The sequence below is a fragment of the Psychrobacter sp. AH5 genome, from assembly GCF_040371085.1.
Taxonomy (GTDB): Bacteria; Pseudomonadota; Gammaproteobacteria; order Pseudomonadales; family Moraxellaceae; genus Psychrobacter.
Map to the genome: position 1 here is coordinate 1,892,587 of NZ_JAMBMT010000001.1, position 21,178 is coordinate 1,913,764.

The window sequence follows — 21,178 nt, forward strand, 5'->3', positions numbered from 1 at the left end:
TAACTTACAGAGTGATTAGCTAATGGCCACTGATACGCTATTCATTATCTTACTTATGCTCACCGTCAGCTTGGTTTGGAGCTTGCTAGCGCTCCCTAAGCTGCGGGCAAAGCTACCTAGCGCTTATCTAACTGCTCGGTCTTGGTGGTGGTTGCTTGCCGCTTTTTGTGGCTGTTATCTGCTTGCTAAGCTGAACGATGGTAGTCGCTTTTTTGATATCTCCTACCCTTATCAGTGGTTATTAGCCGCTTTTTTTGTGCTTATTGGTTTACGCGGTAGCTATGAGATCAGTCGCTTATGGAGCTCTGAGACCAAAGCTCTGCTAATTAGTAAGCTACAAGCCCGTGGTCTACAAGCTAACGCTTTGGCCTTACCCGTCTCACAAAATAAACTACTAAAACAACACTCAAGCTCTTCTTTTGCTAATAGCCACCTCTCTACTGAGAACTCTACCAATACAAATATTCAACCTTATATTTATCTAAACTTGCTAGATGGACTGTTTAGCGGCGCGTTTATTTTGCTCATTATCAGCTTGGTGTTTTTGCAGCAGCTGACTTGGCATCGTGAGCAATACGGGGTGTTATTATTTGTGTTGTTCGCTAGCCTGCTCAGTGATATCGCTCAATATTTATGCAATAAGCTTTTTAAAGGCAAGCTCTTTAACCGTGGTCTTGCAGCCAAAATCAGTCCTAATAGAAGTATGGAAGGGGCGCTATTAGGTAGCTTATTTGCCGCTTTATTAGCGACATTACTAAGACTTTGGTTGACGCCGTTTAACGAGTGGATCTGTTTTATCAGCGCTTATGCTCTAGCGATCAGCGCTATCGCAGGAGACTTATTACAGTCAGCTTTTAAGCGTCAGCACGGGGTCAAAGATACTAGTAACATGCTAGCAGAGCATAGCGGCATCCTCGATAAAACAGATAGTTTACTGATTGGCGTGCCATTATTTACGCTAGCTTACTGGCTTTTTGGCTAATAGTTAAAATTAGCATATGAGCCAATAGTGGCTATTTTATCAAACTTGATATAGCAATTTTATCCGCTAAATTCAGCCTTCAATATGATACAATCGCCGGCTTGTAAAAATGTTGTGAATGTTCTATTTGCCCCGCTATGTCGAGCCTGCCCTATGCAAAGTCTAGTTACCCTAGTTTTGGTATTAATGCCGATGTTCATTGGCTTTGCCATTCCCTCTAATCGCAGAATGACTATCCTGGCTGATAAAGGCCTATCTTATCTGGTGTTCATTATCTTGACCTTGATTGGTATTGAACTATCACAAGTGGAAGGCTTAGGAAGCCAGTTGGGCGAGATTGCATTATATGTTACCGCTTTAGCGATATTGACTATTGGTACAGGGCTGTTTGGACTGATGATCTTTGATCGGCTAAAACCTTGGCAAGCCAAAAAACCCGTGGCCAAATCCAAGGAGCATCGCGTCAGTATTCGCGGTAGCCTAGCGCAAGTGTTTTGCGTGGTTATCGGTATGGTGATTGGTTATTTATTACCGATGGACTATTTACCACCAGAGAATACGATGACTATCTTGCTGATGATTTTGATTCTATTAGTGGGTATTGGTCTTAAAGGTTCAGGCATTACTCTAAAAGAGGTACTACTTAATAAGCGCGGCGTGGAGATGAGCATTATCTTCACCTTTGCCGTATTGGTTGGCGGACTCCTCTTTGCCATGCTGTTTAGCGAGGTGTCATGGACCAAAGGCTTAGCACTGGCGTCGGGCTTTGGCTGGTATTCGCTCTCTGCTATCGTGATGACGGACGCTTATGGGGCGATTTGGGGCAGTGTGGCGCTGTTTAATGATTTAATCCGCGAGTTTTTTGCATTGATATTTATACCGGTGTTTATGCGTAAATACCCATCGGCAGCGGTTGGTCTTGGCGGTGCAACGAGTCTTGATTTTACGCTCCCAATCATTCAGCAATCGGGCGGCCTTAAAGTTGTGCCATTAGCGATTAGCTTTGGCTTTATTATTAATATTGTCTCGCCGGTGTTGATGGTGGTTTTTTCGGCTTTGGGATAGTTTAGAAGTTTGGCTATCAAACAAGCCTTTTCAATTGCAATATCAAAACTCAGTACATACTTTTGATTGTATATACTGCGGATAGTCAGTAACGACTTCTTCAGCAGGCTCAGTGACTGTAGGTTCAGTAGCTTTAGGTTCAGTGATTATGCTATAAACGCGGCGGTTCATATGCCTACCTTCTACCGTATCGTTAGGCGCGATCTGAATCTCAGTGCCACAGTCATACGTCATGATGCGTTCAGCGGCAATTTTATGCTTCATGATTAAGTAATTCTTGATAATCATCGCTCTATTTCTTGCTAACGCATTCGATTGATTAGCTAAATCATTATTGTCCGTTTCGCTTTTAGAAATATGTCCTTCGATGTGCATAGTCGCTGTCTTATGCTCATCCATTCTGCTTGCTATGATATCCAATTCAGCTTGATATCTTGGCAATAGCTCACTACTGCCGTCAGCAAAAAAGGCTCGATGTTCAATCTTTAAACGCTTATCAGGCCCAGTAGTTATATGACAGCCTCTTTCGTCTACTACGGCATTCTGTTGCGTATTAGGGCACCTGTCTAAGTCATCAGGTACGCCATCACCATCACTGTCTATGCTAACGGTAAGCGTTGGCATCGTTTTGATGTCTTCATACTGAGGTATAGTCTTTGACGGCACAGTGATAGCAGTCTGGCATCCTGTCAGAGTTATAGATACCGCTAGTAGTAAAAACACAAAACGACTTTCAATTATCATTACTACTCCTCCTTAATATAATAAGCATCAACTTTTAAACTAAATAACGCTAAAAGCTATAACCAATAATAGCTTTATTTAAAATTCAACGCAGGTTTTTGGCATTGAGTCATCTGGGTATAAGTAGTTGCTTTCTGCTTCAGGTTCAGTTAATAATCCATAAACTCGACGGTTTAGAAATACGTCTTCGCTATCAGAAGGTGCGATAGGTGCTCTAGCATCACAACTTGAAGTAATGAAACGCTTAGCATCTATACTGTGTTTTGATAAAAGATAACCTCTGACCATCAGCGCTCTATTTTTAGCTAAGGAGTTTAGCCCCTTATCCATTTCATCCTCTGAAGCACTGCCTTCAATTCTAAAAGTGGATTTATCGTATTCATTCATCTTCGCTGCTACTTTATCCAGCTCAATTTGATACTTAGGTAATAGCTCACTACTTCCTTTTTCAAAAAAAGCTCGATATTCCATTTTTAAACCTATGCCAATAGGCGCAAAGGGACAGCCTCTTTCATCCACTACCATGTTATATGGCGTAGCCGGGCATTGATCTAAATCATCAGGGACGCCATCACCGTCGCTATCATCATTGATTGCCATTACAGAAACATCAACAATCTGATCTTTTTGATTCATTGAAGCAGAATTTTGTATTGGCGTTTGACACGCTGACAATGTCAAAGCGCTTCCTAAAATCGTTATTATTGTCCATAACTTTTTCATAATTCAAAACCCTTAAAATTGCGTACAATCGTGGGTATCTTTTTGAGCTAAATAGTCATTCTCATCATTATGAAACATTTGCACGTAGACTCGGCGATTAAGTATCTCGCCTGCCTCAGTATCGTTGGACGCAATTTGCTTACGATCGCCACAGTTAAAGGTTTGTACACTGTTAGCAGGCACGCCTTGAGTAGTCAATATTTCTTTTACTAGTTGCGCTCTATCATGCGCTAATCGGTTTTTCGGATTCGTTTGTGCCTCTATCGTCGAGATATTTCCAAACACAGCAGTCGTTGCTTGTGGAAACTCCCGCATTTTTATTGCTACTTTATTTAATTCATTATAAATAGAGTCACTAGATTGAAGTGTCAAACTTTGAGCACCGAAGAACACCCGAACATCCATACTCAATCGGCCTATTAAGTCTATAGCAGCAGGACAACCTTTATCATCCACTACTGCATGTTCAAGCGTTTTAGGGCAAGCATCTATATTATCCAAAACACCATCACCGTCTGAATCTGGAATAGCTGGTACTAAGGTTACAGGGGCTTCATGATTTTCACTTTCATAACTATTAGAACTTTTAGGTATAGCATTTGACTTAGAAGAAGGTAGTGAGAAAGCCTGACACGCTGACAATGCCAAAGCGCCGAATATAATACCTACTGTCGTCCATGACTTATTCATCACACTATACTCTCTAATTAGATTTAAACCCCACTCGCCTGCCGAGCAAACAAGCGCATAAGCGGCTTAATCTTACCAACCCGGTACATGCCTTCGCTACGAATCTGCTGTATAGGACGAGTTTGCGCCAGCGTGCCTGCAAATAACCAATTCAGCGCCGAAAAGCTATGCATCATTAGACTATTATGTGGACGACGCAAGCGCTCATAGGTGCGTAGAGTCTGCTGACTACCCCAGAGTTTATTGCCACTGCGCATATAGTCATGCTCTAGTTGCTCAAATAATGCTTGTACATCAAGCATGCCTAAATTGAGCCCTTGTCCGGCTAATGGATGGACGCCGTGCGCCGCGTCACCTATCAATACTAAGTTGTCACTCACGTAGCTTTTGGCTTGCTGCGCTGCTAATGGGAAGCTGGCGATAGATTCTATTTTATTTATTGAGCCAAGCTCATAGTTACTAGCGGCAGCGAGTTTATCCGCGATAAAGCGCGGCTCTTCTTCTAAAAGAGCTAACGCTTGATTGCGTGGCAGCGTCCAAACTACCGATTGCCAGTGCTGCGGCTTAGCTTTATCACTATCGGTGATATCAGCGAGCGGCAATAATGCCAATGTACCCGTCGGCAGCATGGCTTGTCGCGCAGTAGTAAGGTGGGGTTTATCGGTTTGAATGGCGCAGCAAATCGCCGTTTGCTTATAGTCTAAGGTGTCAAGCTCAATAGCGGCTTGTTTGCGTACAAATGAGCCGCGACCATCGGCGCCAATCAATAAATTAGCGATAATACGCTCGCCATTTTCTAAATTGACTTGATAGCCTTTATGCGCGCCTAACCAATCCATGGCGACTACTTTTTGTCCTTTAATGACTGTTAGATAGTCGCTGACATCGGTATCGTTTAAGCGCTGCCAGAGGGCGTGTTCGATGACTAATGGCTCAACCATACTGCCGAGTATAGGCGCTGTATTGTTGTGACTCTCGCTATCACCAAATAGCAATTCGCCTAAGCCGTTGAGCTGCCAAACCTGCATTTGAGTATAGTCAGCTTTGCGGCCGCTAGCTTGAATGTTTTGCCAAGCGCCAACCGCTTTTAGCAGATTAATACTAGCGAGGCTAAGCGCATAAACGCGTGCATCACGTTGACGTAATAACTGTTGCCAACTCTCTTTATCACGCTCAGGAGTAGCATCGACTAAAGTCACAGGGCGTTTGGCTTGGGCTAGCTTTAGCGCTAAGGTTGCGCCAACGATACCGCCACCGATAATTAAGCTATGGTTGTTTTTCATATTTTTTCCAAATTAAATAGCTATAGATAATGAGCACAAAAACCAATTAAGACTTGAGCCCCATTGCATAAGTAGCCACTAACGGCTTAATATTAGGCAGCTTATCAAAAGCAACTAAGGCCACATTACGCGCCAGCTTGATGGCTGGATTGGTATGAGTAAAACCATGTACCACCGCATCGCAAAACAAAACTACTCGTTTTTGATCGGTTTTTCGTGATTTCTCATAGCTTTTTAGCATAGTAGTATCGCCGATATCTGCACCTTTTTTGACTTGTTCGCTCATCATTTGCGCCAAGACGTGCGCGTCACGCATACACAGGTTAAAGCCCTGACCCGCTACCGGGTGCAAAGTATGCGCCGCATTACCCATGATGACGCAGCGGCCATCAACTTGCTTGTCAGCGAGCACACGCGTCAAGGGATAAGCGCCGCGACGCCCCGTAGCGATAAACTTGCCTGCGCGCTCGCCAAAAGCTTGTTGTAGCGTCGCCAAGAAATGCGCGTCATCCTCCAAATATTGCTGCTCCTCGCCTTTAGGACAAACCCAAACCACCGAACGTCGAAAGCCCTGTTGATAGTCATTATTACCATCACCCTCTGGATCAGTGAGTGGCAAGACCGCTAATGGTCCTGCTGGGCTAAAGCGCTCAATGGCAATATGCTCATGAGCCTTATCGGTATGTACCACGCCTACGATAGCCGTTTGCTTATAGTCGTAATCAGTAGTGCTAATCCCTAAAAGCTGGCGCACTGTCGAGTCGCGACCATCACAGGCCACTAACACGCTACCTTGCAGCTGCTGCTCGCCTTCACTACTGCCATAATAGTTAAAAGTAACGCTAACGCTATCGGCGTGCTGCTTGACCTCAGTGACATCGGCATTGTCAATCAAGGTAATCAGCGGCTCATTTTGTGCGGCTAATAGTAATTTGCGGCCAAGCCAAGCATTTTCCATCACTTGTCCAAAGGATTCGACTTTTTCCTCTTCCCTTTTGAGCTGGGCGCGGCCAAAGCTGCCTTGTTCGCTAATCTGTACCGCGTCAATTCGGCAAGCGTGGCTTTGTAGCTCTGGCCACAGCCCTATCTCTTGATAAATCTGCACCGTACGACGTGACAAGGCAGTGTTGCGGCTGTCTAAATAATGACTACGTTGCTCATCATCCTCAGGACCCATCTCAGGATAGCTGTTTTTTTCGAGCAAAGTGCTGGCAATACCGCGATGGGCGAGCAATAAAGCAAAAGATAAGCCGACATGACCGCCACCAGCGATAAGCACTTGCTGATCAGTAGCAGCACTAGAATGACGGTCTTTATTAGCCTTATGCTCAGACTTAGAGATATTATTTTGAATGGGCGAAGTATCAAACTCAGAACTTGGCATTACTACTCCTCGTATTTGCTATAAAAAATTAGCGAGATTTATCGTTGTTTTTATCTAGTGGCTAAAACTAAAAATGCGAGCTAAAGAATACGGATTAAAACTATTGGCTAAAACCACTGGCTAAAATAAGTTATTGGTTAGATTTTAAAGCATCTGCTTTAGTCAGTTATATAAGCTATAGGTTACCACAAATCATTGTCAACTCTGTGGGCTTAAAGCTAATTATCGAGACTCCTCGTTGCGATAATCAGCGAGTACTAAATTGAGTAAAATAAAGCCTCTATAGTTAAATAAAAGCTATCCTATTAATAAAATAAGCCGTTGCAATCGACATACAAAACAGTAGCGCCAAGCCACTTCTAAGGCTTGAATTTAAATAATTATCAACCATAATAAAGACAACTTCATTACTTATTTAGCCCAAGAAAGTGGGCATTTATGACAAGGATAATCGCTTGACTCAATCCATTAGCCGTAATATAACATTTGAATTTTTGACCCAAGCCCAGCTAAAAACGGTATTGGGCGAATACAATAAACATATCAAATACATTCAAGAGCGTCTTGATATCAAGATCAGTCAGCGCAAAACAGATTTTTGTTTAAGTGGTGATATCACTGGTGTTGAGCGCGGCGAGCGTATCATCTATAAGCTAGTCGATGAGGCGCAAAATTCAAAAGACATCACTGCCGAAGAGCTGCATCTCATTATTCAATCGAGCATTTCTCGTGACGAAGATATGAGAGATGATGCAGAAGTAAAGAGCGAGAGCGATGATGATTTTGACGCTGCTGATGAGTTTACGCCTATCAGCTTACGTACTCGTAAAGGCAAAATCATCCCACGCGGCGGCAATCAGCAGCGCTATGTCAAAAACGTGCTCAGCTCCGATGTGTCGTTCGGTATTGGCCCTGCCGGTACTGGTAAGACTTACTTGGCAGTAGCGTGCGCGGTCGATATGATCGAGCGCAATGAGATTGAGCGTATCTTGCTGGTGCGTCCGGCGGTTGAAGCGGGTGAGAAGTTAGGCTTCTTACCGGGCGACTTGACGCAAAAAATTGATCCTTACTTGCGCCCTTTGTATGACGCGCTGTATGAGATGCTAGGCTTTGAGAAAGTGGGCAAAATGATTGAGCGTCAAATCATTGAAGTGGCGCCGCTAGCTTATATGCGCGGTCGTACTTTGAATAACTCTTTTGTGATTTTGGATGAAGCGCAAAACACCACACCTGAGCAGATGAAGATGTTTTTGACTCGTTTAGGTTTTGGCTCACGCGCGGTTATCACTGGCGACATTACTCAGGTCGATTTACCACGCGGCGCTAAATCCGGCTTGACACAGGCGTTACAGATTTTGAGCGGTATCGAAGAGATTCATATCACTAAGTTTGATTCAAAAGATGTGGTTCGTCATCAGCTAGTACAAAAAATCGTCGAAGCTTATGATGACTATGATGATGAGCAATTAATCATTGAAGAAAAGCGCAAACAAGAGCGCCTAGCGGAACAACATCGCCGCGCCGCAATGGCCGATGCCGCGGCTAAGCTGTGATATTTGGCGCAATTACTTAATAAACTTATGAATAAAAACCGGACTCTACGTTCGGTTTTTTTATACTTTAGCCATTATCTTCGCGCTAATGATATCTTCACACTAATGATTATTAACAGCAACGTCACTACCGTGTTAGAAGGCTAATAAAAGAATCTGTAGTAAAATAAAGGCTTATAAGTAACGATAATCAAGACTTACAAAGGAGCATAATAGTATGCCAAATGATGAGCAGATAAACGCTAATTTAGCGGCACTAGATATCAGCGCTATAGAGAGTATAACGGATGAATTAGTGGCAGAGCTATATAGCGAAGAGCGGATATTACCCGTGGTAACCGCGACATTGAGCTATATCGATGAGCACCTCAGTAAGGGCTTAAGCCTACCTTACTTTGCAGATATTGATGAGGAGTTATGGCGAAGTAAAGTCAAAGCTTTGGATATTTATATTACCGATATTACAGAGGGAAAAGCGCTAAATCTGGAGGCGCGTGGCAAAGATTATGCTACCAATATTCTCTCTTATCCTAGTGAGATGCCAGTCAGCGTTATTGAGCTGATGCCAACCCTACCACTAGGCGAGCTGATTATCTGTCATGATGTGATTGCGCGTGAAGCAAGCGAGCAAGATAAAAGCCTAACGCAGCACATTAGCCATTTGATCGTCCATGGCGTACTGCATCTGCTAGGCTTTGATCATGAAATAGGTCAAGCGGAGCAAGAAGAGATGGAAGCGTTGGAGATTACTATTTTAGCGCGTTTGCATCTACCCAATCCTTATATTTAGACAGTCAAAAATCAGTTTTTATGACTTTTTGTCCATGGGCAGCTTTTGTGATTGGTCCATGGTATTGATCATCTGATCCAAACCCTTGATGTGCACACTACGCTGCGGAAACGGAATATCTATTTTTTCATTATCAAACACTTCTTTGAACTGCTCAAGTAGATCGCACTGCATTGACCACCAATCCGCGTTAGTCGTCCAGACATTAAGAGTTAGATCGACTGCATTATCGCCCAAATTAGTCACTCTGACGATAGGCTCAGGATCATTAAAAGACATCGGATTTTCTTTGGCTAATTTTAATATCAGCGCTTTGGCAGTTTTTAGATTGGCATCGTAGCCGACTCCAATAGTGATATCGACACGGCGATTAGGTAGCGCGGTATAGTTGATCACCGCTGAGGTGGTAATATCGCTATTGGGAATAATAACATCGTGATTATTAATGGTAGTGAGATGGGTATTAACTAAGGTAATCTCAGCCACCGTGCCAGTGTAACTGCTAATTTGTACATAATCGCCTTTTATAAAAGGGCGAAAAGTCACAATCATAATGCCAGCGGCAAAGTTTGACAGCTGATCCTTGAGTGATAGGCCAATAGCGACCGCCGCGCCGCCTAATATCGCTACCACTGAGGTGGTGTGAACGCCGACCTGATTTAGGGCGGCTAACACCACGACCACTAATAAAATACCGTATAATAAACGACTCAAAAAGTTTGCTGCAGTCGTCTCTAGATGGCTACGAATCATCAGACGATTAGCAAAAGTCACTAGTTTTTTGGCCAGCCAGCGCCCTGCCCAAAATATCAATAGCGCAAGGCCGATTTTTATTGCTATAGTTATAGCGCTTTCGGTCAATGCGGCGGCATCAAGGGTAAAACCTAAAAATTCCATACAGACTCTTTATTTTATATCTGGGTTTATAAATGAGTTTGGTTATAGCTTTATGTAAAAATGAGCATCAACCCGTCGTTAATAACCACTTAATCAATAAACACTAATAACTGTCAATAACTAACAGCTATTTTATCACTATAACGATAGGTGCGAATCAGGCGTAGCTCAACGATATCTTGCATATCTTTAGTAAATCTACCAAATGGCGCAGCTTGCCTTACCGATTGCTTCGCCGCTTCATCCAAAATGTTGGAGTTAGAGCTCTCAAGCAGACGGATAGCTTTGATAGTGCCATCATTACTGATAATGACCATCAATCGCACTTCGCCCGTGATGCCTTGCGCTCGCGCTTGCGGCGGATAATGCAGGTTGCCTACCCGCTCTACGTGTTCGCGAAAGGTTTCGATATAATCGGCAGCAGCGCCGCGAGTGGTTGAGTTACTATCGAGGGTGACGACTTTTGACTTAGTAGCATACACTTGCTGACGCTGTGATAACTGCGCCTCCAAAGTTGCAATCTGCTTACGCAAGCGCTCTTCTTGTAGGATGCTATCGTCTTTTGCTTGCTGGCTATCATTGTCTGAGTCATCACTCGCTTGCCGCCAGCTCAAGGTCGTGCGCAAATAGCTCTCTTGATACTGTTGTTGGCGCACTTGCCGCTGCAAATTAATCACATCTTGCGTCTCACTGATCTGTTCGGCTGATAGTGGACTGGTTTGCGCGCTTTCTTGGCGGATTTGCTCCTCAATGCTGCCGCCGCCCATTTGTGAGGCATTAGCAATGTAATAAGCGTCCTCATTAGGCTGCATATTATCAGTCAGCGCTTTGGCAACGTCCTGCATCATAGTAGCTGGATTACTGCCCATAGAAAAACTAATACCAAAGATAACTAGCACATGCAGCCCTACTGCGACCACAATCGCTACTGGCATGCTAAAGCTGCGCTTAGGCGCCTGACTGGAAAAATGATAGCTTTGTGAGTCTTTGATATGCGCCACAATAAATCTCAGCTTAACCGAACTATCTGACAGATGATAAGTTGGCTATGATAACACGAGCCTTAATTGAATGGTTATCCTAGTGAGTAGATGATAACTACTAAAATGGTAGCGTTTTAAAACGCTAGTTTAGGTTATTTGCTACAATCAACGAACAGCCATTTTTTGGGCTCCTATTTTGCTATATACTGTTTTTTAGCTATTTATTGACTATTTGGTGCGGTATTAGTCTCACTAGCTTAAACCTCTCTTGAGACTTTATGTTTTATAACTTAGCCTACAATAATAAACAATAAGGATAATAAGTTTGACTGATTCTAAAAACTTTGATGATTTTTATGATTTCGCCGATGCTATTGCTAGCCGCTTTAACGACTCTTTTAACGAAGGTTGGGATAGCCTGACGGTCGCTATAAAAAATTTATATAGCAAAACCACGGACAAATTAGATGATGAAATCCCACTGCCAGTAGCGCAAAAATACGTCAATGACGCGCTACAAAAGTTTGTCACTGACAATGTAAAAGCGATCTTAGAGCTGCGCGTGGAGCTACATGATAAGTGGTTTCGCTTATATTGCACGGTCAATGTCGCTGGCATCTATGCGGAGGTGGCGAGTAATTTTAGTCTCGTCCATGTACAGCTTGATCGTAATGTACAGCGTTTTGTCTTTGGGCAGCAGACTTATACGGATGTGTTGAACTTTCGCTGTGAATCCTTTATCAAGCGTCAAGGCATCAAGTTATTTATCTGGTTTTATCACACTATTCTCAAAAAAGACCCTTTAGGTTTTATCCTCACTTATATCAATATTGCTCGCGCTAAAGACGAGATTATTTATTTAGATATCCATCGCTGGCTTAAAAATAATAAAAAAATCATGGGTGCTTTGCATAAGGTGCAAGTCAACTATGGTGAGGTGGAAGAAGAGCAATTAGTGCTAAAGACGCAAGTTAATTATCGCGATCTGTTAGGCAGCGCAGGTGATGATATTATCAGCGAAAAAGATCGAGTAGATGACGAGCCTGAGCTGATGAAAGGGCCTATCCATCCGATAGAGGACGCTACTGAGCCTGCGCAAGAAAGCTAAAACGAGCCTGTATTATCAAGACGCTCATTAGCGCTACCTTAGCTTTACATTGGACCTATCAGTACCATAAAAAAGCCATCTTCTGTTTTGGCAGAGTGTGGCTTTTTTATGAAGTTAACTTTTGATCAAAGATACATTTACCAATAGTTCTCGACTGCTATATTACCCTCACCGCGGCGATTCATTACCATACCCATCGATTTAAGGGTTTCTTTAGTATCCTCAACCATCTCAGGGTTACCGCATAGCATAACGTGCGCGCTATCGATATCCAAAGCAATACCCGCCTGCTGTTGTAGTTTACCATTTAGTAATAACTGCGGTAGACGCTCGCTCAACGCTCCTTCGATCTTTTCACGAGTGACAATCGGCACAAATATCAGCTTAGCAGGGTTATCGACCAGCGTACCAAAATCCTCTTGCAAGCGCTCAATAGTCTCAATATAAGCCAGCTCATCTTTACTACGGGCGCTATAGGCTAAGACGATATGTTCATAGTCCTCCCAAGTCTGCAAGTCTTGTAGCATGGACAAAAATGGCGCAAGCCCTGTCCCCGTAGCCAGCAGCCATAAGTCTTTGGGTAGCGGTTTTTGGTAGCGCGCTAAGGTCAAAAAGCCAAACGGCATAGTGTTGAGTAGTAGCTCATCACCGACTTGCAAATGCTGCAATTGCGAGGTAAAAGCGCCATCCTCGATGACAATTGAGAAAAACTCTAATACTTCATCAAAAGGCGATGAGACGATAGAATAAGCGCGGAAGATATCCTCATCAAGCGCTTTGTCAGCTACTTCATCTGACTTATTTTGATAGTACTTTAGCTTACTAGGATTGACGCCCAAACGCACAAACTGCCCAGCGGTAAATTTAAAACTCTCAGGACGAGTCACCGTAAAGCTAAAGAGATTAGGTGTCCAAGTGGTCTTACTTAAGACCGTTACCCTTTGAATATTATCACTCATAATAAAATATCACTTATCGTTATGGATGGATGCTGTCATCGATTTATAGTTATCAGTTTCTCAAACGTTATTATTTTTATAAATAGCTATCTGCTTAAGTAGTTAAAACAGTAGTTAAGAAAGCAGTTAAAAAAGCTTTCATCACTGCTATAGATTATGGCGCTCGATGGTATATTCAAGCTTGGCACTTTCATCTTATAGTTTTAGCTTTTATATTTTAGCAATCATAAAAAAGGCTAGCCTGCGCTAACCTTTATTTTAATCAAACTGTCTAACTACACTCTACCAAATACGAGCTAAGGCTGCCCATTCAATCATATTGTTAGGAAGTACGCCAAAGCCAACGATCAACACAGTGACCGCAATGACCATGATACCGCCCATACGTACACCCCAATGCCCTGCTACGTCAAACTCAATAAACGCTTTTGGTCGTTTGAATAAGGTGAGCATCACGCGCAAGTAATAGAATAGACCTATGGCACTACCTAAGATAATCATCGCTGCTAAGAACCACTGTGCGCCTTGTACTGCCGCTAAAATCGCAAATAGCTTGGTAATAAAGCCTGCAGTCAATGGAATACCAGCTAGTGACAGCATCATGATAGTCATCACCGCAGTCAATACTGGACGACGCCAGAACAGACCTTGATAATGGATAAGCTCGTCTGCCTCACCCGATAAGCGATAAGGGCTAGACATCAAGGTAACTACCCCAAAGGCACCGATTGAAGTAAAGGCATACACTGCCATATACATGCTAGAGACGCTATCGGCGGCGGCGCCAATACTAACGATAACAATCAATACATAACCCATGTGCGCGATGGAGGAATAACCCAATAAGCGCTTAAGATTAGTCTGTCGAATAGCTAGCATATTACCTATTAGGATCGATAAAGTTGCCATTACCATCAGTAGTAACTGTACCGATGGCAACGCTAATAGCGCAGTATCTAGCAAAAAGCGTACCGCTAAAGCCATCATTGCCACTTTTGAGACTGAGGCCAAATAAGTAGCAATAGGCGCTGGCGCTCCTTCATAAACATCAGGCGTCCACATATGAAAAGGCGCTGCCGATAGTTTAAAAGCGATACCAAACATCATCAAAGCTGCTCCTAAGATCAGCAGCGGCGAATCATAAGAGGTAGCAAGCATGATGCTGATTTGCTTAAAGCCAAGCGCTCCTACTTGCGCGTAGACAAAAGCCATCCCCATCAATAAAGTCGCTGAAGCGGTCGCTGAGAGTACCAAATACTTTAGACCAGATTCCAGTGATTTGTTGCGCGAGAAGGTATAAGCGAGCAGGCCATATAAAGGCACTGACAACAGCTCTAAGCTGACAAAGAAGGAGGCCATGTGCTGAGCACAGACCATCAGCAGCGCCCCTACCGTAGAGATTAGGATGAGCAGATACAGCTCTTCTTTATGATCATTTAGCTTGGCAAGATAAGCATACGCTAAGGTACAGCAGGCCAAGGCACAGATAAAGATCACCACCATATTAAACTGGGCAAAATTATCAATGACAAACAGCTGCTCCGCTAAAGGCAACAAAGAGCCTGAGCTTACTACTTCCGTCATTTGGCCAAGCAAAGTAAAGAGGCCAAGGTTTAACCCAATCACCGTGATAGTGCCAGTAATAAAATGCGAGCGCTTCATAGTAATAGCAATCATCGCCAAAATAACGGTAATCACTACTATAATAATCGGCGCATAAGGCATCAGCCCCATCAAATCATTCATCGTAATATCAGTCATGACTTAACGTGCCTCCATTGCATCAAGCAGATCTGATGCGTCTACTTGAGTGACTTCGCTATAAATATAGGCGTTATTGATCCACTGCATCGCCTGACTTGAGGTATCCAGTATTGGCTGTGGATACAGTCCAAGCCATACTAGACCTGCCGCTAAAGTCAGCAGTAAGGTAATCTCGCGCTTGCCTAAGTCCTTTAATGGACGCTCAGGTAGACCATGGTACTTGGTATGTTCTAACGCCACGTCTTTGGTGTTATTAGCGCCAAACAAAGTACGATAAACCAGCAGTAATGAGTACAGACCTGCCAACACTAAGCTAAAGGTCGCTAGCACGACAAATACTGGATACTGAGCAAAGGTGCCAAACAAAATCATAAATTCGCCAATGAAGTTACCGGTGCCTGGAATACCCAGTAAGGCAGCACAGAAGAACATCAGCATTGGCGCATAATAGCGGAACTGACCCCACATACCGCCCATCAAAGTGATATTGCGAGTATGAAGACGCTCGTAGAGCTGACCGGCCATAATAAATAGCGCCGCTGAGCTAAGGCCGTGCGCTAGCATCTGCACCATCAATCCTTGTAAGCTTAGTAAAGTACCAGCATAAATAGCTAAAACAATAAAGCCCATATGCGAGATACTAGTATAAGCAAGCAGACGCTTCATATCCGTCTGCATAAAGGCCAGCCATGCGCCATAGAAGATACCGATAGTACCCAAAGTCATAGCGATAGGCGCAAAGTCTTGTGAAGCGGCCGGAAATAGCGGCAATACAAAACGTATCAAACCGTAAGCGGCCGTCTTAATGAGCACCCCTGCCAAATCGACCGAACCTGCCGTTGGTGCCTGCGCGTGCGCGTCTGGTAACCAGCCATGAAAAGGCAGAATCGGTAGCTTGACCGCAAAGCCAATAAAGAAGCACAGCATAATCGGATATTCCCAACCACCTAAGGAAGTACCGAGTAAATCGTTATAATTGAAGCTGACCACGCCCGTTTGCGCGCGGTTGAAGATGACTAGTAATAACACCCCAATCAGCATAATAAGCCCTGAGGCTTGAGTATAAATAAAGAACTTGGTCGCCGCGTATTCTTTAGTCTTGCCGCCAACCACATCATGACCCCAAATAGCGATCAAGAAATAGATAGGAACTAGCATCATCTCCCAAAAGAAGAAGAATAAGAATAAATCAATAGCTAAGAATACACCGATAACGCCGCCCAAACTCCAAAGCAAGTTTAGGTGAAAAAATCCCACTCGGCGCTGAATCTCATTCCATGAACAAGCGACCGCTGCCACGCCCAAAAACCCAGTCAAAGCCACCATCAATAGCGACATACCATCCATCGCTAAATGAAAGCTAATACCCATAGCCGGTATCCAAGGCACACTAAACTCAGCCACCCAAGGCACTGCTGACTGCGGCGCGATGACTTGTTTGCTCATACCACCAAAATCACCGTAATGCCATAGTACTAAAGACAAAACAAAAGTCAGTATCATGCCGATCAAAGCAATCCAGCGCGGCAAGCGCTTATTAAAGCGCTCAACCAACCAGCATAACAATCCCGCGATAAACGGAATAGCGATCAATGCCGGTAGCATCCACGTTTGTTGTAACTCTATCATCTTACACCACCGTCATCATTACCAGCACCAGCAATACCGCTACGCCCAAGCCAAAGCTTGCCGCATAGCCACGAAGGGAACCTGTCTGCGCCCGAGAGAATACCTTATTACCAAATGAGGCTAGCATAGGTAGCACAAGCCAGCCTTTATCGACAGGATCCGCTTTGAACAAGCGGCCGATGAATAAAAAGGGTTTTACAAATATTATATCGAACAGGGCATCAAAGCCTAAGCCGTGATAGCACCAGTAATAAAGCCCGCCACCGATAGTGGAGCGTTTAAACTTCGTCAGCATCCGGCCCTTATCTACTACATATAATAAAGCGGCAATAATTAAGCCAACTAGCATTGCGCCCATCGCTATATATTCAGCAGTATGCTTGCCATGCGCCTCACCGGATAGCTCAAGCAGATGACCAAAGCTCTCTGGCAATACGCCCTGTAATGGCGGCATAATCCACGCACCAACCGCCGTTGACAATACTAATAGCACGCTAAGCGGTAACCAATAAGAGACACCCGATAGCTTATGCGCCGGCGTTTTTTCTTCGCCAAAAAAGATAATCCAAATCATCCGGAAAGTATAGATAGCGGTTAAGAAAGCGCCAAATACGCCCATATAAAATAACACTTGATGGCCAGTAGCGTAAGCCTCCCAAAGGATAGCCTCTTTGGAATAAAAACCGACCGTTACCCAAGGGATAGCAGCTAAAGCGCCGCCGCCTACAATGTAACACCAAAACACTAGTGGTATCTTTTTACGCAAACCGCCCATCTTAAAGATGTTTTGTTCATGATGTACAGAAAGGATGACTGCGCCTGACGATAAGAATAATAAGGCCTTAAAAAAAGCATGGGTCATCAAATGGAAGATAGCGCCTTGCCACGCCCCAACACCAAGCGCTAGGAACATATAGCCGATCTGACTCATGGTTGAATAAGCGAGAATACGCTTGATATCGGTTTGCGCCAATGCACAAAAACCAGCCACCACTAAAGTCAAAGCACCAACACCGCCGACCCAATAGAGTAAAATCCCTGGCGTCAGCTCAAATAACGGATGCATACGGGCAATCAAATAAACGCCTGCAGTAACCATCGTCGCCGCATGAATCAGCGCCGATACTGGCGTCGGTCCTGCCATCGCATCCGCAAGCCAAGTATGTAACGGCAACTGCGCTGACTTACCCATCGCCCCGCCTACTAACATCATGGTGGTCAAGATCATCGTTGGATTATTAATAGCGAACACTTCTGGCGCGCGAGTGATAATCTCCTGGATATTGAGCGTACCAAATTCGCGAAATAATAAGAATAAACCAAAAGCCAAAAACACATCACCAATACGAGTCACGGTAAAGGCTTTCATCGCCGCGCGACCATTGGCGCAGTCGTGGTAATAATAGCCAATCAGCAAGTAAGAGCAGATACCCACCCCTTCCCAGCCAAGATATAACAATAATAAGTTATCAGCGAGCACTAACAACAACATGCTCGCGACAAACAAATTCATATAGCTAAAAAAGCGAGCAAAGCCAATATCGCCTTTCATGTACCAAGCGGCAAAGAGATGAATCAAAAAGCCCACGCCGGTAATGACCCCAGTCATGGTTAGCGCTAAGCCATCAAAGCTTAAGCTAAAGCCTGGCGCAAAATCGCCGACTTGAAACCAAGTCCAAAGCGGTATTTGTAGTACTGTACCTTGAGGATAGCTAGTTAAAAAAGTGAAGCTAGCGACTAAAGTGCATAGCGCTGATAGCAACATGCTACCAACCCCGACAAAGCCAGCCGCTTGCTCAGACAACTTATCACGCATAAAGGCTAAAATTAAAAAGCCAATGAGCGGAAATATAAAGGTTAATGGTAATAAACTCATGACATCATCCTTTCATCTCATTGGCGCTATCGACATCGAGATGCCCACGCTTATGATAAAACTGTAATAGTATCGCAAGGCCAATAGAGACCTCCGCTGCGGCCAAGGTCAAAATAAGGATAAACATCACTTGTCCATCAGGATCGACCCAGCGGCTGCCTGCCACTACAAAGGCGAGTGCTGCCGCATTCATCATGATCTCAAGACCCATTAGCATAAATAAGAAATTGCGTCGTACCATCACGCCGCATAGACCGATGGTGAATAGGATGCCGGCTAATATTAGTCCGTGGCTCATCGGTATCAGACCCAAAGTGTTTTGCATTGCTATAGCAGGCTCTGCAAGCCCTGCTACTTCATGAGCAAAGGGCACACTTGCCACCTCCGCGGCCACGCTTATTGCTTGTACCATCAGTCTAGCTCCTTACGCTTATTACGCGGCGCGGCCACATAATCATGAGGATCAACGGTTTCGTAAACATAAGGCTTAGCCTTTTCGTCCCCATCAGTGACCTCTGCACTGTTATCAATGCTAGCCATATTTGGCGTCATAGCTACGTTGTCACTGCCTACTATCTCGTCATCAACTGACTCTTTACCCAAATGATAAGCAGCAACCAAGGCGGCGAGCAACAATAGCGCAGCGACTTCGACAAGCATAATGTATTTAGTAAATAACACCGTGCCTACTGCTTTGGCCGGAATATTAACTGCGCCAATCACCGCCGCTTCATCATGATTGAGACCTATCATGCCATAGAGCACTACTGCAATAATAAGCGTCAATCCGGTCGGAACCGCCCATGTACCAGCACTAAGCCAGCTCTTTTCACGCGACTCATCGGCCATGCCCAAATTGAGCATCATAATGACAAAGACGAATAGCACCATAATCGCACCAGCATAAACCACAATCTCCAGCGCTCCTGCAAAAGGCGCGCCTAATACAAAAAAGATGCCTGAGATAGCAAGCAAGGTGACAATCATCGCCAAGATAGCGTGTACTGGATTGGAATGAGTGACGACTCGTAAGCTTGCAAATATAGCTACCGCTGCTAGGGCATAAAACCCTACCAAGTCAGGATGGTTCATAAACTCCATCATGGTAGTAAACTCCTTAGATCCACAGGCGCAGCTTCATTTTGCGCTGAGCCTTTTGGTTTATCAGCTACTGCCATGCCAGTCACTCGGTAATAATTATAGTCAGGATACTTGCCTGGACCTGAGATCAGTAAATGCTCTTTTTCATAAACCAGATCTTGGCGCACATACTCGCCCATCTCAAAGTCAGGAGTCATCTGAATCGCTGTCGTTGGACAAGCCTCTTCGCACATCCCGCAAAAAATACAGCGAGAGAAGTTAATACGGAAAAACTCTGGATACCAGCGTCCGTCTTCACGCTCCGCTTTTTGTAGCGAGATACAACCTACCGGACAGGCCACCGCGCACAAGTTGCAAGCCACGCAGCGCTCGTCACCATCAGGATCACGAGTCAAAACAATACGCCCCCGAAACCTTGGCGGCACAGGTACTGGCTCTTCTGGATAAAGGATGGTATCACGTGGCCGGATGGCATGGCTATTGACCATCCACATACTACGGACAATGGTAAAAAGACCAATAACCGTCTTTTTTATGGCGTTTAACATGGGATTATTATCCTTATCAGCATTTCTTTGAATCACCTATTAAATAGCAGTCAACCTACAGCGTTGGATAAAAAATCAAAATAACCAAAGCGGTAATCAATAGATTGATCAAAGTTACTGGCAGACAGACTTTCCAGCCAAAATTCATCACCTGATCGTAGCGAGGACGCATAAGTGAGCCGCGCGCCAACACAAACATAGTCATAAAAAATAGCGTCTTAACAATGAACCAAAAAGCCGGCGGAATAAACGGGATATCTATATTAAAAGGAGGCAACCAGCCACCAAAGAATAGACAGGTCATCAAGGCAGAAATCAGCACGACGTTGACGTACTCGCCAATAAAGAACATACCAAACTTCATGCCAGAGTATTCGACGTGATAGCCCTCAGCAAGCTCTTGCTCAGCTTCTGGCTGATCAAAGGGATGTCTGTGAGTAACCGCAACCCCTGCCACCACAAAAGTCAAAAAGCCAAAAAACTGCGGAATAATGTACCAGCCATCAATTTGTGATTCAACAATCTCGCGCAAGTTAAAAGAGCCGGTCAAGGCGACAACGCCCATAAGTGACAAGCCTAAGAAAACCTCATAACTGATGGTTTGTGCTGCAGAACGTAGACCGCCAAGTAGTGAGAACTTATTGGCTGAAGCCCAACCCCCGAACATCACCGCGTAGACCGCCAAACCTGCCATCGCAAAGAAGAATAAAATACCTATATCCCAATCCGCCACCCCAAGCGTTGGCGATATTGGAATAATGGCAAAAGAAGCTAAGGCAGTAAACATCGCTACCGCTGGCGCTAACACAAAAATAAATTTATCAGTGAAGTTTGGCGTCCAATCTTCTTTAAAAAAGATCTTTAGCATATCAGCGACAAGCTGCAAGGAGCCAAAAGGTCCTACCCGGTTTGGACCATAACGATCCTGCCATAAAGCTAGCATCCGGCGCTCATAGACAATCATTAGCGCGGCGGTAATCACGACGACCAAAAAGATCACTATCGCTTGCACCACCATGAATAAAATGGTCCAAGTCTCAACGCTCAAACTACTCGCTAAAAAGCTTGGCACATCAGGAATGATACGAGTCACTTGCAT

General features: G+C 44.3%; 20 protein-coding genes. 5 read left to right on the plus strand and 15 right to left on the minus strand.

Annotated elements, in window-relative coordinates; genetic code table 11:
* Nucleotides 1–22 precede the first annotated feature (22 nt).
* Nucleotides 23–982 carry a phosphatidate cytidylyltransferase gene (locus tag M0N77_RS07990; protein WP_353104695.1) on the plus strand — a complete coding sequence of 320 codons (960 nt, stop codon included), beginning with the start codon at nucleotides 23–25 and terminating at the stop codon, nucleotides 980–982.
* Between the two features lie 153 nt (nucleotides 983–1,135).
* A complete protein-coding gene (locus tag M0N77_RS07995; protein ID WP_353104696.1) occupies nucleotides 1,136–2,047 on the plus strand; it encodes a lysine exporter LysO family protein in 912 nt (303 codons plus the stop codon).
* 42 nt (nucleotides 2,048–2,089) lie between these two features.
* Here M0N77_RS07995 and M0N77_RS08000 read toward each other — a convergent pair whose 3' ends face one another.
* From M0N77_RS08000 to M0N77_RS08020, 5 genes are all read right to left on the minus strand, one after another.
* On the minus strand, nucleotides 2,090–2,791 hold the full coding sequence (locus M0N77_RS08000) for an OmpA family protein (protein WP_353104697.1): 702 nt from the start codon (nucleotides 2,789–2,791) through the stop codon (nucleotides 2,090–2,092).
* Between the two features lie 78 nt (nucleotides 2,792–2,869).
* Nucleotides 2,870–3,514, minus strand: a complete 645-nt coding sequence (locus tag M0N77_RS08005; protein WP_353104698.1) for an OmpA family protein — start codon at nucleotides 3,512–3,514, stop codon at nucleotides 2,870–2,872.
* A gap of 12 nt (nucleotides 3,515–3,526) precedes the next feature.
* Entirely contained in the window at nucleotides 3,527–4,204 is a 678-nt protein-coding gene (locus M0N77_RS08010) for an OmpA family protein (protein ID WP_353105601.1), read from the minus strand.
* A gap of 23 nt (nucleotides 4,205–4,227) precedes the next feature.
* Complete coding sequence (locus M0N77_RS08015) at nucleotides 4,228–5,487, minus strand: FAD-dependent monooxygenase (RefSeq protein ID WP_353104699.1); 1,260 nt, start codon at nucleotides 5,485–5,487, stop codon at nucleotides 4,228–4,230.
* 46 nt (nucleotides 5,488–5,533) lie between these two features.
* Complete coding sequence (locus M0N77_RS08020; protein WP_353104700.1) at nucleotides 5,534–6,871, minus strand: FAD-dependent monooxygenase; 1,338 nt, start codon at nucleotides 6,869–6,871, stop codon at nucleotides 5,534–5,536.
* A 455-nt stretch (nucleotides 6,872–7,326) separates the two neighbouring features.
* Here M0N77_RS08020 and M0N77_RS08025 point away from each other — a divergent pair, with 455 nt between their 5' ends.
* Together M0N77_RS08025 and ybeY are read left to right on the plus strand one after the other, a co-directional pair.
* A complete protein-coding gene (locus M0N77_RS08025) occupies nucleotides 7,327–8,424 on the plus strand; it encodes a PhoH family protein (protein ID WP_353104701.1) in 1,098 nt (365 codons plus the stop codon).
* Nucleotides 8,425–8,641: 217 nt separating this feature from the next.
* Nucleotides 8,642–9,214, plus strand: a complete 573-nt coding sequence (gene ybeY / locus M0N77_RS08030) for an rRNA maturation RNase YbeY (RefSeq protein ID WP_353104702.1) — start codon at nucleotides 8,642–8,644, stop codon at nucleotides 9,212–9,214.
* Between the two features lie 18 nt (nucleotides 9,215–9,232).
* On the opposite strand, the gene M0N77_RS08035 is transcribed toward ybeY, so the two are convergent.
* Both M0N77_RS08035 and M0N77_RS08040 read right to left on the minus strand, forming a co-directional pair.
* Complete coding sequence (locus M0N77_RS08035) at nucleotides 9,233–10,111, minus strand: mechanosensitive ion channel domain-containing protein (protein WP_353104703.1); 879 nt, start codon at nucleotides 10,109–10,111, stop codon at nucleotides 9,233–9,235.
* Between the two features lie 113 nt (nucleotides 10,112–10,224).
* Nucleotides 10,225–11,112, minus strand: a complete 888-nt coding sequence (locus M0N77_RS08040; RefSeq protein WP_353104704.1) for an energy transducer TonB — start codon at nucleotides 11,110–11,112, stop codon at nucleotides 10,225–10,227.
* A gap of 307 nt (nucleotides 11,113–11,419) precedes the next feature.
* On the opposite strand from M0N77_RS08040, the gene M0N77_RS08045 reads away from it, so the two are divergent.
* Nucleotides 11,420–12,202 carry a hypothetical protein gene (locus tag M0N77_RS08045; protein WP_353104705.1) on the plus strand — a complete coding sequence of 261 codons (783 nt, stop codon included), beginning with the start codon at nucleotides 11,420–11,422 and terminating at the stop codon, nucleotides 12,200–12,202.
* Nucleotides 12,203–12,339: 137 nt separating this feature from the next.
* Here the strand turns inward: M0N77_RS08045 and M0N77_RS08050 are convergent, their stop codons facing one another.
* The 8 genes from M0N77_RS08050 to nuoH all read right to left on the minus strand — a co-directional run bounded on the left by M0N77_RS08050 (nucleotide 12,340) and on the right by nuoH (nucleotide 21,178).
* Complete coding sequence (locus M0N77_RS08050) at nucleotides 12,340–13,161, minus strand: ferredoxin--NADP reductase (RefSeq protein ID WP_353104706.1); 822 nt, start codon at nucleotides 13,159–13,161, stop codon at nucleotides 12,340–12,342.
* A gap of 282 nt (nucleotides 13,162–13,443) precedes the next feature.
* Entirely contained in the window at nucleotides 13,444–14,922 is a 1,479-nt protein-coding gene (locus M0N77_RS08055) for an NADH-quinone oxidoreductase subunit N (protein ID WP_353104707.1), read from the minus strand.
* Between the two features lie 3 nt (nucleotides 14,923–14,925).
* The gene (gene nuoM / locus M0N77_RS08060; protein ID WP_353104708.1) at nucleotides 14,926–16,554 is read right to left on the minus strand and encodes an NADH-quinone oxidoreductase subunit M; all 1,629 of its coding nucleotides are present in this window, start codon (nucleotides 16,552–16,554) and stop codon (nucleotides 14,926–14,928) included.
* Nucleotide 16,555: 1 nt separating this feature from the next.
* Nucleotides 16,556–18,430 (minus strand): NADH-quinone oxidoreductase subunit L, encoded by a 1,875-nt coding sequence (nuoL, locus tag M0N77_RS08065; protein WP_353104709.1) that lies wholly within the window; start codon nucleotides 18,428–18,430, stop codon nucleotides 16,556–16,558.
* A gap of 4 nt (nucleotides 18,431–18,434) precedes the next feature.
* Nucleotides 18,435–18,743 carry an NADH-quinone oxidoreductase subunit NuoK gene (gene nuoK, locus M0N77_RS08070; protein ID WP_353105602.1) on the minus strand — a complete coding sequence of 103 codons (309 nt, stop codon included), beginning with the start codon at nucleotides 18,741–18,743 and terminating at the stop codon, nucleotides 18,435–18,437.
* 98 nt (nucleotides 18,744–18,841) lie between these two features.
* Nucleotides 18,842–19,534 carry an NADH-quinone oxidoreductase subunit J gene (gene nuoJ / locus M0N77_RS08075; protein WP_353104710.1) on the minus strand — a complete coding sequence of 231 codons (693 nt, stop codon included), beginning with the start codon at nucleotides 19,532–19,534 and terminating at the stop codon, nucleotides 18,842–18,844.
* Nucleotides 19,531–20,079 carry an NADH-quinone oxidoreductase subunit NuoI gene (gene nuoI, locus M0N77_RS08080; protein ID WP_353104711.1) on the minus strand — a complete coding sequence of 183 codons (549 nt, stop codon included), beginning with the start codon at nucleotides 20,077–20,079 and terminating at the stop codon, nucleotides 19,531–19,533. Before nuoI ends, nuoJ begins: the two co-directional genes overlap by 4 nt.
* Nucleotides 20,080–20,134: 55 nt before the next feature.
* On the minus strand, nucleotides 20,135–21,178 hold the full coding sequence (nuoH, locus tag M0N77_RS08085; RefSeq protein WP_353104712.1) for an NADH-quinone oxidoreductase subunit NuoH: 1,044 nt from the start codon (nucleotides 21,176–21,178) through the stop codon (nucleotides 20,135–20,137).